6 protein-coding genes are annotated in these 13,973 nt (G+C 65.5%); 3 read left to right on the forward strand and 3 right to left on the reverse strand.

What is annotated here, in order from left to right:
• Positions 1-35 precede the first annotated feature (35 nt).
• From LNV23_RS12490 to LNV23_RS12500, 3 genes are all read right to left on the reverse strand, one after another.
• Positions 36-3,074 carry a TonB-dependent receptor gene (locus LNV23_RS12490; RefSeq protein WP_263563268.1) on the reverse strand — a complete coding sequence of 1,013 codons (3,039 nt, stop codon included), beginning with the start codon at positions 3,072-3,074 and terminating at the stop codon, positions 36-38.
• Positions 3,075-3,156: 82 nt separating this feature from the next.
• Positions 3,157-6,114 carry a TonB-dependent receptor plug domain-containing protein gene (locus LNV23_RS12495; RefSeq protein ID WP_263563269.1) on the reverse strand — a complete coding sequence of 986 codons (2,958 nt, stop codon included), beginning with the start codon at positions 6,112-6,114 and terminating at the stop codon, positions 3,157-3,159.
• Between the two features lie 105 nt (positions 6,115-6,219).
• Positions 6,220-9,693, reverse strand: coding sequence for a TIM-barrel domain-containing protein (locus LNV23_RS12500; RefSeq protein ID WP_263563270.1), 3,474 nt, complete (start codon positions 9,691-9,693; stop codon positions 6,220-6,222).
• 574 nt (positions 9,694-10,267) lie between these two features.
• Between LNV23_RS12500 and LNV23_RS12505 the strand changes: the two genes are divergently transcribed.
• The 3 genes from LNV23_RS12505 (at position 10,268) to araH (ending at position 13,945) form a co-directional block, all read left to right on the forward strand.
• Complete coding sequence (locus LNV23_RS12505) at positions 10,268-11,341, forward strand: arabinose ABC transporter substrate-binding protein (RefSeq protein WP_263563271.1); 1,074 nt, start codon at positions 10,268-10,270, stop codon at positions 11,339-11,341.
• A 4-nt stretch (positions 11,342-11,345) separates the two neighbouring features.
• Positions 11,346-12,887, forward strand: coding sequence for an L-arabinose ABC transporter ATP-binding protein AraG (gene araG / locus LNV23_RS12510; RefSeq protein ID WP_263563272.1), 1,542 nt, complete (start codon positions 11,346-11,348; stop codon positions 12,885-12,887).
• Positions 12,888-12,976: 89 nt separating this feature from the next.
• Positions 12,977-13,945, forward strand: a complete 969-nt coding sequence (gene araH, locus LNV23_RS12515) for an L-arabinose ABC transporter permease AraH (protein WP_263563355.1) — start codon at positions 12,977-12,979, stop codon at positions 13,943-13,945.
• Positions 13,946-13,973: the final 28 nt, after the last annotated feature.

Here is a 13,973-nt window from a genome sequence, read left to right on the forward strand (position 1 = left end):
GAAAAGAAAAGAGGTTGAAAGCGCTGGCGCCGGACTCAGAAGGCGTGGTTGTATTCCACGGTCAAACGGGCCGAGCGCGGCGACATGCGGCTGGTGACTTCCTGGTAATGCGGGCTGATGTGATCGTCTTCCTCGCGAATTTCGTTGTACGAGGCGGCGGTCTTCTTGTTCAGCACATTGAGCAGCAGGAACTTGGCGGTGAGGCCCTTGACGAAGCTAGGGCTGTAGGCCAGGTTCAGATCCAGCTGCGTGGTCCAGGGCGTGCGGCCGAAGCTGCCGCGCGGCGCCGGCTTGCCATCGCAGAAGAAGTAGCTGGCGCCATAGCCTTGGTCTTCCACCACCGACTCGGGCACATTGCCCTTGCAGTTCTTGGGTCGGCCCGAAGTCAGGTTCAGATTGCCGCCCACGGTCCACTCGGGCGTCAGCTGGTACAGGCCGTAGGCACGGATGGAGTGCGTGTGGTCATTGGGCAGGTAGCCGTAGGAATTGAGCATCAGCTCCTTCAGGTCGGTGCCCACGGTCAGGGCCACATCACCACCGCCGATGGAATCGATCTGACCCTCGGCATTGCCCTTGCTGCGCGACCAGGTGTAGTTGACGCGGCCGTACCAGCCATCGCGCATGGGGTGCTCAGCGAACAGGTTCAGGGCCAGGTAGTTGCGCTTGACCTTGGGGTTGCCCCAGGCCTCGGCCGAAATGTCCACGCGCGTCAGCTTGCCGTCGCCGGCCAGGTCCAGCCACAGGCTGTTCGCCTCGCCGGGGTTGATGACGGCGCAGGGGAAACCGTAGTGGCTGGTGTCCACGCCCTTGGCCTCGCCCCAGGCGTCGATGGGGCGCTGGTCGCAGGTGTCGTCGTTGGTGCTGCGCAGGGTGCGGTAGTTGAGCGAACCGCCCACCACCAGCTCCTTGCTCAGCGACTTCTCGAAGCCCAGGGCCAGCTCGTCCTGGTAGAGCGGCTTCAAGTCGATGGCGACGATGGTGCGCGGGTCCTTGCTCTGGCCGAAGGCATTGTTGGCCGAGACCACGTCCGAGATGGCATGCAGGCCCGTGGGCGCGCCGGTGCTCGGGTCCACGCCGGTGTAGGTGTAGAACTTGTCAGTGCTGCGGAAGGGGCTGGCCAGATTGCTGGACAGATTGGAGGGCACCGGCAGGTGGTAGCGGCCGGCATGGGCGAAGAGCTTGGTCGAGCCGTCGCCGTTGAAGTCCCAGGTGGCGCCCAGGCGCGGCGCCAGCATGCGCTTTTGCGAGATGAAAGGCTTGCCCTCGCTGTTGTTGTTGGTGAACTGTTCGTTGCGCAGGCCCAGGTCCAGCAAGATGTCCTTGGTCACCTGGTAGCGGTCCTGGATGTACTGGGCGCTCTGGGTGCTGGTTGGCGTGGCGATCGAGTAACTGATCACCTCGCTGACATAAAAGCCCTGGGCACCGAAGCCGCCGCCTTGCAGCGGCGACTCGAAAGCCTTGAAGGGTTTGGTGTTGGGGTCGCTCATCTTGCGATAGCTCCACAGGCCGCCGCCGGCCTGGCTCTTGCCCACCACGGATTCGACCTTGATATGGTCGATGCCGGCGCGCAGCGAATGCTTGCCCAGGCGGTACTCGGCGTCCAGGCGCAGCACCTTCTGGCCATCGCCCGAGCCAGGCGCGGGCAGATCGCCGCCTGTGGTTTGGCCGGCCGGGTAGATCAGGCCCGGCACACGCGTGGCGACCGAGGAGCTGGTCTGGTAGATGCCGGGCTTGTAGCCGAAGGGCGTCAGCGAATGGGTCGTCTTGGACTCGCCGTAGAGCGCCGTCACCGTCACATCGTCGTTCAGATAGCCGGTGTACTTGAGCACATCGACCTCGGCACCCGGCGCACTGCCGGCGCCGCAGCAGTTGATGCTCAGCGAGCCGCCGGACTGGATGCCGTCGCTCCGATTGGCGGCGTAGTCGTAGCCAAAGGCCTTGCTCTCGCCACGCGTGCGGTCGCCGATGCGGGTGTACTCGAAGTGATGGTTGTCGTTCAGGTGGTAGTCCAGCTTCAGCAGGTAGCGGCGCACCTGGCTTTCCGATTCGCTGTAGCCGGTCTTGCTGAAGGTCTGGCCGTTGGCCGCTGCGACGCTGCTGCTCTCGCTGGTGGTCTGCTCCAGCGCGGCGAACATGAAGAGCTGGTCTTTGATCAGCGGGCCACCGGCGTAGAGGCCATAGGTCTGGGTCTTGGAGTTGCTGAGGTTCTCGGAAATCAGCTTGCCGTCGGTCAGCGGGTTGGCCCCGGTGTTGGGGTAGTAGCTCGCGTCCTGCTTGGCGCGCCAGGAGGCCGGCACCACGGTCAGCTTGCCGCCCACTTCCCATTGATTGCTGCCGCTCTTGGTCGTGATGTTGACCACACCGCCGGTCGAGCGGCCGAACTCCGAGCTGTAGCCGCCGCTGAGCACCTGGGCATTGGCGATGGCGCCAAACGGCAGCTCGGAGGCACCCACCTGGGTCAGCAGATTGGTGACCGGAAAGCCGTTGATGTAGAAGGAATTCTCCGACGCACCCGAGCCACCGATGCTGGGCGCGCTGCCATAGGCACTGTTGGTGTTCTTGTAGGTGCCCGGTGCCAGTTGCACGATGGCGCCGATGTCCTGGGCAATCGGCAGCTTGGCCAGCTCACGCGCGGTGAAGGTCACGCCGTTGTTGGTGTTGGAGACATCGATGCGCTTGACGCCGCCGCTGACGCGCACGGTGTCCAGGCTGTTGATGGTGACGAAGTTCGCCTCCACGCCCTGCCCCACCAAGGCCTCGACCTCCTGACTCTTCTCCACCGCACTGCCGCGCAGCAACTGCACCTGGTAGCGCCCCGGCGGCATGGAGCTGGCCTGGAAGCGGCCGTTGGCATCGGGCTGCAGCGTGCGCTGCACGCCGGTGGCCAGATTCTTCAAGAGCACGCTGAGGCCCTCGCCGGGCGGCAGCTGTCCGTAAATCGTGCTGGTGGCATTGGACTGCGCCCGCACGGCCGGCGCCAGCGCCAGATTGAGCGATGCGGCGCCAAAGGCCAGAGCCAGGGCCTGGGCCACGGCGCTGATGCGCATGGCACGGAGACTGCGGTGATCCGACATGGGGAACTCCTGCGTGAGGTGTGGCGGGGAAGTAAAGGGAGACGCTGCCCTTGGCCAGGGCCGAAGCCCTGGCCGCACGACATCACCAGAACTTGTAGCTGGCCGACACGCTCAAGACACGACCGAAGATGTTGTAGCGGTGGTCATAGCCCTCCCAGCCATTGGGGTCGTAGTAGGGCTGTCGGTTGAACAGGTTCTTGACGTTCAGGCCCAGATCCAAATGCTTGACTGGGGTCCAGTTCAGCGACAAATTGACCGTCGAATAAGACGGGATGCCGCGGCGGCAATCGTCCGCCGTCAGGGCGCCACCCTTGGTCTCGCAAGCTTCCGGCGTGTAAGTCTCATCACCTGGGTAGTCGGCCCATTTGCGGGTGCCGGTGTAGTTGACGAACACACTGGTCGTGAAGTCGCGGTACTTCCAGTCGGCGTTCAGCGTGGCCGTGACCTTGGGGTTGCTGTGCAGGCCGATGTAGTTGCCCGACCAGCCTTCACCGTCCTCGTAGTTGTAGATGGTGCGGTTCATGATGGTGGTCTTCAGCCCCAGGCCCAGTCGGCCATAGTCACCCAGGCTGAAGCGGCCCTGGGCATCGAAGTCGAAGCCGTCCACCAGGGTGCGGCCGCGGTTCAAGTACTTGTTAACCAACCCGGCCAGATTGCCCACCGTGTACTTGGGCACGCCGGCCGCGCAAGCCGCCGCATTGGCGGGGTTGGCGCACATCGCGGCAACTTCCGCCATCACCGACTTGTCACCGTCTGACAGCGGCACGCGCTGGGCATTGGGTGCGCCTTCCAGGCCCGGGCCGTACTTCTCGACCGCGTCCTTGAACAAACGGGTGAAGTCTTCACGCACGATCTCGTTGCGGCGATAGACGAAGAAGTAGTCGGCCGAGACATTGAAGTCCTTGTGCGGCTGCAGCACGAGCCCCAGAGTCGAGATCTTGGCCTTCTCAGGCTGCAGGTCCTTGTTCGGCGGGGTCATACCGCCCACCACGGTGCTGCAGTTGCTGTTGAAGAGCTGGGTGCCGCGCTCGCGCTCAGAGGCCACGGCCGACTTCTTCAGCAGGTTGGCGATCGCATCGGTCTGCGTGCAGCGCAGCTCGTCGCGCACCACGGTCTGGGCATAGACGCCGCCGTTGCCGGATTCGGCCAGATTGGGCGCGCGGAAGCCTTCAGAGTAGGTGCCGCGCAGCATCAGTTCCGGCGTGGCGCGGTACTTCAGGCCGATCTTGGGCGCCAGATTGGCCGCGAAGTTGGGGTACTTGTCCAGACGCACAGCTGCGTCCATTTCCAGGTCCTTGCTCAGCGGCACGATGGCTTCGCTGAACAGGGCAGCCACATTGCGTTCGCCCTTGAACCAGGAACCGCCCTGCTGGGTGATGTCGCCGGCTGCGGCAGCCGGATTGCCCGGCGTGTAGAACTCCTCGCGCATCAGCTGAGCGCCGAAGGCCGCGCGCACGGCGCCAGCCTCGAGCCGGGCGACCTCGCCTTCGATCTTGCCGTCCCAGGTGGCCAGCTTGGTCCAGGACTGGATGTCGAAAGTCGGGAAGGCCTCGCGCAGCAGGGCCGCGTTGCTGTCGCTGTTCACGCCGAACTTGTAGGCCGGGTTGTCGGCGATGTAGGTGCGCTTGGTGACCGGATCGTAGGTGTAGGGGCCAAAGGCTTTCTCGAAGCCCTTCTTGCTGGTGTTGATGGTCTGGTAGAGGGTCGAGTGGCTGCCGGCCAGGCTGAGGGCCGACTCGTAGTCCCAGGCACCGAAGCTGCCGCGCACACCGCCCAGCACGCGGTAGCTCTTGTCCTCATTCTTCTGGCCGATGTGATTCAGATCGTCCAGCAGGTAATAGGTCAGGCCAGCGGCGCCGCCCATCTTGGCCTTGAGCTCGGGCGTCAGCTTGTTGTAGACGTTGTTCGGGCCCAAGAAAGGCTGGGTGAAAGTGTTCAGCGTGGTGCCGGTGTCGCGCGAGAACCAGTTGCTGGTCGAGCCGCTGTTAAAGAAGGCCGGGCGGTTGATCGAGCTCAGCTCGATCTGGGTGTAGTTGGCCTGGCCGAAAAACTCCATATCGGCACTGGGGGCGTAGACCCCGTTCAGGAACAAGGTGGCGCGGTCCGATTTGCCAACCACGGCCAGCTGATAGGGCAAGTTGTTGATCGCGCAGCTGCTGTTGGCACCGGTGACGACGATGCTGGTGCAGCCAGGCACGGCCATGCTGGAGCGAGCGTTCTTGCTGTCGAACACGAACTGGGTGCCGGGATTGAGCACACCGGGCGTGCTGCCATCGCTGATGCGGAAGTTCTTGATGTAGTTCGGGTTGTCGATGTAGTAGCCGGCCGGGCGCTTGTCCAGGGTGTCTTGCGGGGACACGGTGTCGCGCTGGTAGAGGTTGACCGAGCCGTAGACGTTGAACTTGTCGCGCGCCAGATCACCGAAGCCAAACATGGCGCTGGCCGAATGCTGGCCATAGGCCTTGATGCGCTGCGAGCTTTCGGTGTTGGCGCTCAGCTGCAAGCCGCTGAACTCTTTCTTGGTGATCACATTGATCACGCCGGCCACGGCGTCCGAGCCATAGATGGCGGAGGCACCATCGGTCAGGATTTCCATGCGCTCGATGGCGGCGGCGGGAATCGTGTCGATGTTGACGAACTGGGTCTGGAAGCCGTCCGGCGCGCCGTAGAAAGACAGGCGGCGGCCATTCAGCAGCATCAGCGTGCCTTGCGCGCCAAGGCCGCGCAAATTGGCCTGCGAGGCGCCGTCGGTGCCGGTGAACATGGAGCGGAAGTCCTGCAGAGCCGGCATATTGGCGGGCAGATTTTCCAGCACCTGCTGCAGGGTCTTGGCGCCCATGTTTTCGATCTGCTTGGCGTCGATCACCTGCACCGGTGAGGCGGTCTCCGCATTGATGCGCTTGATGCTGGAGCCGGTCACCTCGACGCGGTCCAGCTTCTCGCCAGCGTCTTTGCTATTCGGGCTCGCGGTCTGGGCCTGGGCCCAGGAGGCCAGGCCGGCTGCGGCCAGGACGGCCACCAATTTACTCGTACGTTTCATCGTCTCATCTCCAGGGTTTGGGCACGCCGCGACGCGGCTGGCCTGTTCTTGCCAACGAATGGGGGTTCAGTGAGGGGGGAAAAGATCGGGGAGCTGGCTGGGTCGTCAGCGCGGGGCAGAAGTTCCAGCTTGCGGCTGCGGCAGCGCGGCCTCGTGCTTCACCGTGGCGCCGGCCAGTCCCAGCAGTGAGGCATTGGCCCAGTTGGCGCAGACCTTGTGGGCCTGGCTGCCGGTGGCGCCCAGGGTGCGCAGGCTCAAGCGCTGCAGACCGCGCACATCGAGTTCGGGCTTGACCACGGCCGGCGCCTGGACCAGGCCGCTGTCGTAGAGCAGACGGCCATCACCCCAAACCTGGAACTGTAGGCCGCCGAAGCTGCGGCAGCTGTCGTCGACGCCGAGGTCGGCGCGGAACAAGTTCCAGTTGCCGCTGAGGCTGAAGTCCAGTCGGCTGCTGGCGCCCACGCCCAGGCCTTTGTGGAACTGCAGGCCGTTCATGCGCATCTGCGGGGCGGCGCTGGCTGGCCGGTCACGGCGCGCCGCGCCGAGGGCCGGCAGCTCGGAGAGGTAACGCTGCTGCTCGGCGGCACCTTCAGCCGCGCGGTGTTCGAGCACATGGAACTCCGACAGGGCGATGGGCTCGACCTCGCTGGGCACCAGAGCATTGAAGGCCTTGGCCGGCACGGCACCAGGCTTGTCAGCCACCGCCGTGACCATGGGGTCCAGCGCAGCAGGTGCATCGGCCGTGGCGTTGTGCGTGCTCAACACCCGGAAGCGCAGCAGGCGGCCGGCGGCCGGCTTGGGGAAGGTGATGGTCTGCAGGCCTTCTTTCAGCGGCAGGCGGCCGGCCAGCACCGGGGCGCCCCAGTCGCCGTTGTTGTCGCCCATGTAGACCTCGAAGTCGCGAACCTGGCCGTACTTCCAGTTCTTGTCATTGCGCGGCGCGATCTCGATGCCGTCGATCAGGCGGCGCTCACCCAGGCCCAGCACCCACTCATGCGGCCCGGCCTTCATGGCCTGGTTGCGGGTGCTGCGGAACCAGGTCTCGGGCTTGCCGTCGAACGCACGCTCGATGTTGTGCCCAGGCTCTTCGGCCGGGCGGTTGACCACGGTCAGGCTGTCCACCGGCACCTGGCGGCCCAGCACCGGGGCGGCCGGGAAATCCTCGCTACCGGCCAGCACGCTGCCCGCAGCGATCTTCAACAGGAAGCTGGCCGGCTGGCGGATGGAGCGCGGGCCGGTCTTGATCTGCACGGTGCCGAAGCGGTCGGCCGCATCGAAGAACCAGCCCTGGCTGGCCGCCTGCAAGGCCTGGGCATCGGCCAGCTCGGGCAGAAGCTGACCGCCCAACTCCACGGATGCCGGCTTGACCCGGGTGTGCACGCTCAGGGCCAGGCGGCGCTGCGCCAGCTGTCCGGCGTACTCGCCCTCGACCGCGCCGACCTGCACGCGCACATCGCCGGCGCCGTCCGTTGGCGCGCTCATGCGGATCAGCTGACGGCTGCTCTTGCCCTGCTCGCGGTACTGGCGGGTCAGTCCATCGTCCTCGTACAGGGTGAAGCTCGATTCACCGAGGGGATAGAGGTCCAGGCCCAGCTCGTCCTTGGGCTTTTCGCCGTCGTACAGACTTTCCGGGTAGAGCGGCAGGATGGCGCCGCCACGCACGAAGACGGGCAGCTTGTCCAGGCTGACTTGCAGGTCGATCGTGCGGCCGGCCTCAGGCGCGCGCACGCTGCGGCCGTCCCAGTAGTCGAACCAATGGCCTTGCGGCAGGTGGATGTTCTTGCGCCAGCCGCCCGAGGCGGCCTGGCTGCGGTAGACCGGCGCCACCAGCAGATCGCGGCCGAGCAGGAACTGGTATTTGTGCGCCTCGGTGTAGGCGGCCGGGTCTTGCGGGTGGTCCCACATCAGGCCGCGCACCAGGGGCGCGCCGCTCACCTCGGCCTCATGGGCCAGGGTGTACATATATGGCATCAGCCGCATCTTGAGCTTCAGGTACTTGCGATTGATGCTGCGGTAGGGTTCCTCGTAGGCCCAAGGGTGCTTGCGCGCGGCCTCGGCCCAGCCGCTCATACCCATCAGCACCGGCGTGAAGGTCTTCCACTGCAGGTCGCGGGTGTAAGTCTCGGGGCTGCCGCCGAAGATGGCGTCCACGTCGCCGGTGGCATAGACCTGGCCCGAGAGGCCGGAGCCGACCAGGGTCGGAATGTGCCAGCGGATGTAGTCCCAGCTGCTGCTCTGATCGCCGGTCCAGGTCACGGCGTAGCGCTGGATGCCGGCCCAGCCCATCACGGTCCACAAGAAGGGCCGTGCGTCGGAGTTGTCGAGAATGCCCTTGAAAGCAGACTGGTTGGCGTCCATGGCGAACTGGTAGCCCTGGCCGGTCCAGGCCACGTCCAGCTTCTGCGCGCGGCTGCCGGCCGTGCCGACTTCCCACTTGATCTTGTCCACGCCGTTCTCGGTCCACAAGCCGGTGCGGAAGCCCAGATCGGCCAGGCCCTTCACAACATCGGGCAGGTCGGTGTAGCCGCAGCCATAGCCGTCGTTGGGCAGGATCCAGCCGCCGGGCATGTCGTGCTCGCGGTATTTGCGGGCCACCGAGTTCAGCACATCGGGTGTCTTGCCGGTCGGGCCGTCGCTCCAGCCCTTGGGCACGGTGCCGGGCTTTTTGACGTTGTCGCCGTCGTTGTAGCAGTCGGCATCACCGTACTCATAGGCCCAGCGCGGCAACAGGCGGGCGCGGCCGGTCAGCTCGGTGTAGCGGGCCAGCACCTCGCGAATGCTCGGGCCGACGAAGAAAAAGGCGTCGAAGCGCCCCTCCTGGTGCTGCAGCGAGATCTGCTCGGGCGAGCGCAGGTCATAGCTGCCATCGCTCCAGGTGTTGCGCAACATGCCCCAGCCGCGCGAGCTCATCAGGAAAGGCGCGGGGCTGGGCCGATCGCCCTCTTCCCAGCCGCCCGAGTACGAAACCTCAAGCTGCTTGCCCTTGAACTCATAACGGCCATTCTGCTGGCCACCACCGAAGAAACGCTCGTCCTTCTGGCTGCTCAAAGTTTGCACGCTGAGCTTGTCGGCAATGTCCAGGCTTTGGGTTTCCTGCCAGAGCAGGCTGCGGTTGTCGGCCTTGTACAGCGCCAGGCGCAAGGGCTTCTTGTAAACGCGCAGGGCCAGGGCCTCGGTCTTGAGCAGGTGATGGTCGCCCTGATCGCTCCAGCTGTGCGCCACTGCTTGGTTGACGGTCTCGATAACGATGGGCGCGGCCTTGTCCGTGGCTGGCGGCAGCTGATCCTTGGCACCGGCCCAGAGGCGCAGCACATCGGGCTTGAGCAGGCTGATGCGCAGACGCATCTTGCTGTCGGTGCGCAGGTCCCATTGCTGAGCGCCCTCACCCGGTGCAGGCGTGGCCGAGGCCGGCACAGCCTGAATCTCGCGCAGCGCACCCAGCGGGGCCGCAGCCACCTCGGCAGCTGCCAGCAGCAGGCCACCGCAGACCTGGAACATGGCCAGAGCCAGGGCCGGCGAGCGCAGCGCTGTGGGTCGCACTTGCCTCTGTTGCTGCTGCGGTAAGCGGTTCTTGACCATCTGCGAATCCCTCTGAATCAACGACGTCCTGCAATTCCTCGAGCCCTGCCTTCATGTCGGCACGGCCCGGATTGCGGTGAATTTGTGCTGCCGACCCTGGGTGGCCGGCGCCTTCCAACTGCGCCGCGAGCCCCTCGCCTGTTTGCGCAAATCGAAAGCAATGAAAAGACTCTATGCAGCACAAAGCAAGATGTCAACGAAGAAAACCAGCAATATCCCTGCGAAAAAGACAAATTCAGTAGAAACCACTAGCAGAAATTCTTGCTATGCCGGTGAAAAGAAAGATTTTTATTGCTACATTCTCACTCTGAAAGTTTTGTTCTGGGCCGGCACTGCCCCACTAATGCAGCAATTGGCCGACAATTTCGAAAGTTAAATGTTTCGTTTCGAAAGAAATAAGCACTAAACAGAAGCAATGCCGCGGGCGTGCCAGAAGCTGGCCGCAAAAGAGACGAAACTCCCGCCTGCGACCGGCCTCGCCGGGCCTGCAGGCGCCGCCGCTAGAAGCACGCGCTCAACAATCAAGCCATCCAGACGCCACGGGCCCGCTGGCCCGACCCCGAGGAGACATGCGATGAAACCGACCGCCACGATTTGCCTTGACGCCACCGCCACCGCCGCCGCAGTGCCCGCAGCACGCCGCGCCTTCTGCCGCCGCCTGGCTCTGGCGGCCGGCAGCGCCGCCCTACTCTCTGCGAGCGTGCTGATCACTCCGGCCCTGGCCGCCGAGACCGCTGCGCCGATCAAGATCGGTTTCATCATCAAGCAGGTCGACGAGCCCTGGTTCCAGGACGAATGGCGCCATGCCGAGCAGGCCGCCAAGGACAAAGGTTTCACCCTGATCAAGATCGCCGCACCCGATGGCGACAAGCTGCTCTCCGCCATCGACAACCTGGCCGCGCAGCGCGCCCAGGGCATGATCGTCTGCGCCCCCGATGTGAAGCTGGGCCCGGCCCTGCAGGCGCGGGCTCGCCAGGCCAATCTCAAGCTGATCAGCGTGGACGACCGCCTGGTCAACGGCGCCGGCAAGCCGATCGAGGCGATCGCTCATGTCGGCATCTCGGCCGGCAATATCGGCGCCCAGGTCGGCGAGGCCTTGCTGGCCGAGGTGCAAAAGCGCGGCTGGAAGCTGGCCGAGGTCGGCGCCCTGCGCGTCACCTACGACCAGCTCAGCACCGCCAAAGAGCGCACCGATGGCAGCAGCGCCGTGCTGACCCAAGCCGGCCTGCCGGCCACCAACATCGTCAGCGCCCCCATGCCCAAGGCCGACACCGAGAACGCCTTCAACGCTGCCACCGTGGCCCTGACCCAGAACCCCAAGTTCAAGCAGTGGCTGGTCTTTGGCCCCAATGACGAGGCCGTGCTCGGCGGCGTGCGGGCCAGCGAGGGCAAGGGCTTCAAGGCCGCCAGCGTGATCGGCGTGGGCATCGGCGGCAGCCAGTCGGCTGTGAACGAGTTCGCCAAGGCCGAGCCCACGGGCTTCGTCGCCACCGTGATGCTGAGCCCGCGCAAGCATGGCTATGACACGGCGGTCGCCATGTTCGACTGGATCAAGAACGGCAAGGAACCGCCCAAGCTGACCCTGACCAGCGGCACCCTGGCCGACCGAGCCAATTTCAAGCAGGTGCGAACCAGCCTGGGCCTGTGACACCATGAAGCAGGACCTGCACATCCGCGCGCTCAGCAAGTCATTCCCCGGCGTGCGCGCCCTGGGCGGCGTGGACCTCGACATCCCGGCCGGCCAGGTTCATGCCCTGCTGGGCGAGAACGGCGCGGGCAAGAGCACGCTGCTGAAAATCCTCGGCGGCGAGCTGCGCCCCGATGGCGGCAGCCTGCAGCTCGCCGGCGAGACCCTGCAATTCAAGAGCGCCGCCGATGCGTTGAACCAGGGCATTGCCGTCATCCACCAGGAGCTGCAGTACATCCCCGAGATGACGGTGCTGGAAAACCTCTGGCTGGGCCGCCTGCCGCAGCGCTGGGGTTTTGTGCGCTTTGCCGAGGCGCGCGCGCAGATGCGTACCCAGCTGGCCCGCATCGGCATCGCGCTCGACCTGGACGCCCGCATGATCGAGCTGTCCATCGGCCAGCGCCAGATGGTGGAGATCTGCAAGGCGGTGCTGCGCGATGCGCGCGTGATCGCGCTGGACGAGCCCACCAGCTCGCTCTCCCACAGCGAGACCGAAACCCTGTTCCGCCTGGTGCGCGAGCTGCGCGATCAGGGCAAGGTGCTGATTTATGTGTCGCACCGCCTGGATGAGATCTTCGCCCTCTGCGACGGCGCCAGCGTGCTGCGCGACGGCCGCTCGGTCGGCCGCTTCGCCAGCCTGCAAGGCGTCAGCCGCGATCAGCTGGTGCAGGCCATGGTGGGCCGCGAGATCCAGGATGTGTTCGGCAGTGGCAGGAAAAAGCAAGGCGCGGCAGCTAACGAAACCGCTGCACGCAGCCCACGACTGCAGGTGCAGCAGCTGAGCGGCCGCAGCCTGCCTGAGCAGGCCAGCTTCGACGTGGCGGCCGGAGAGATCGTCGGCTTCTTCGGCCTGATGGGCGCGGGCCGCAGCGAGCTGATGCGCCTGGTCTTCGGCGCCGACCCGCGCCGCAGCGGCCAGGTGCTGCTGGACGGCGAGCTGATGCGCGGCGACTCGGTCGCCGGCTCGATCGCCGCCGGCCTGATGTTCTGCCCCGAGGACCGCAAGGAGCAAGGCATCATTGGCTGCCGCTCGGTGGCCGAGAACATCAACCTCAGCTGTCGGCGCAACAACTCCGGCCTGCTGATCAACGCCCGACGCGAGGCCGAGGTGGCGGCCGAGTTCATCGCCCGCCTGCGCATCAAGACGCCCAGCGCGGCGCAGGAGATCCGCCTGCTCTCGGGCGGCAACCAGCAAAAAGCCATCCTGGCCCGCTGGCTGGCCGAGCGCGAGCTCAAGGTGCTGATCATTGACGAGCCCACCCGCGGCATCGACATCGGCGCCAAGAGCGAGATCTACGAAGTGCTGCATGAGCTGGCCGCGCGCGGCGTGGCCATCGTCGTGGTCTCCAGCGAGCTGCCCGAGGTGCTGGGCCTGGCCGACCGCGTGCTGGTCATGCGCCAGGGCCGCATCGCCGGCAGCCTGGCCCGCGGCGAGGCCAACGAAGCCCGGGTGCTGGCCCTGGCCCTGCCCGATGGCGGCGCCCGCCCAGAAGCGCAAGCGGCCTGAGGCCCTGATCTCGAATGTCACCGAATCCCGAATCGACCCCGATGAACACGAGCACCGACTCTTTGTCCCACAAGCCCATGCCAGAGCCCATGCAAGCAGCCGCCTCCGCATCCCCTGACACGAGAAAGACTTTGCTGCGTCTGCTCGACGAGCACAGCCTGCTGCTGATCTTTGCCCTGCTCTTCGGCCTGCTCTCGCTGACAGTGGAGTACTTCTTCAGTGTGCCCAACATGATCGGCCTGGCCCTCTCGGTCTCGCAGATCGGCATGGTGGCCTGCGCCATGACCTTCTGCATCGCCTCGCGCGACTTCGACCTGTCCATCGGCTCCACCGTGGCCCTGGCCGGCGTGCTTTGCGCCACGGTGATCAACCAGACCGAGAGCATCGCCCTGGGCATTGCCGCGGCCCTGGCGGCCGGCGCCGTGATCGGCTGGGTCAATGGCGTGGTGATTGCGCGCTGGAAGATCAATGCCCTGATCACCACCCTGGCCACCATGGAGATCGTGCGCGGCCTGGCCTTCATCACCGCGGGCGGCCAGGCCGTGGGCATCTCGGCTGATGCCTTCTTTGAGCTGGGCAATGCCTTCTGGCTGGGCCTGCCGGTGCCGGTCTGGATCACCATCGCCTGCGTGGCCATGTTTGCCCTGCTGCTCAACCGCACCGTCTACGGCCGCAACACCCTGGCCATCGGCGGCAACCCCGAGGCCGCCCGCCTGGCCGGCATCAACGTCGCCCGCGTGCGCATCACCATCTTCCTGATCCAGGGCGTGGTGGCCGCGGCGGCCGGCGTCATCCTGGCCGCGCGCATCACCAGCGGCCAGCCCAATGCGGCGCAAGGTTTCGAGCTCAATGTGATCTCGGCCTGCGTGCTGGGCGGTGTGTCGCTGATGGGTGGCCGCGCCAGCATCTCGGGCATGGTGGTGGGCGTGCTCATCATGGGCACGGTGCAAAACGCGATGAACCTGCTCAATATCGACGCCTTCTACCAATACATGGTTCGCGGCGGCATCTTGCTGCTGGCCGTGGCCTTGGACCAACTGCGCCGCAAAGACAGCTAACCCTGGTTTTCGAAAGCAACTTCTTTTG

It is taken from the genome of Kinneretia sp. DJ1R-11 (assembly GCF_025717595.1).
In the GTDB taxonomy this organism is placed as follows: Bacteria; Pseudomonadota; Gammaproteobacteria; order Burkholderiales; family Burkholderiaceae_C; genus Paucibacter_A.

Bases quoted from the DNA above. Each gene is read 5' to 3' on its own strand.
- LNV23_RS12490 (WP_263563268.1), bottom strand. From the start codon at position 3,074: ATGTCGGATCACCGCAGTCTCCGTGCCATGCGCATCAGCGCCGTGGCC.
- LNV23_RS12495 (WP_263563269.1), bottom strand. From the start codon at position 6,114: ATGAAACGTACGAGTAAATTGGTGGCCGTCCTGGCCGCAGCCGGCCTG.
- LNV23_RS12500 (WP_263563270.1), bottom strand. From the start codon at position 9,693: ATGGTCAAGAACCGCTTACCGCAGCAGCAACAGAGGCAAGTGCGACCC.
- LNV23_RS12505 (WP_263563271.1), top strand. From the start codon at position 10,268: ATGAAACCGACCGCCACGATTTGCCTTGACGCCACCGCCACCGCCGCC.
- araG (WP_263563272.1), top strand. From the start codon at position 11,346: ATGAAGCAGGACCTGCACATCCGCGCGCTCAGCAAGTCATTCCCCGGC.
- araH (WP_263563355.1), top strand. From the start codon at position 12,977: ATGCAAGCAGCCGCCTCCGCATCCCCTGACACGAGAAAGACTTTGCTG.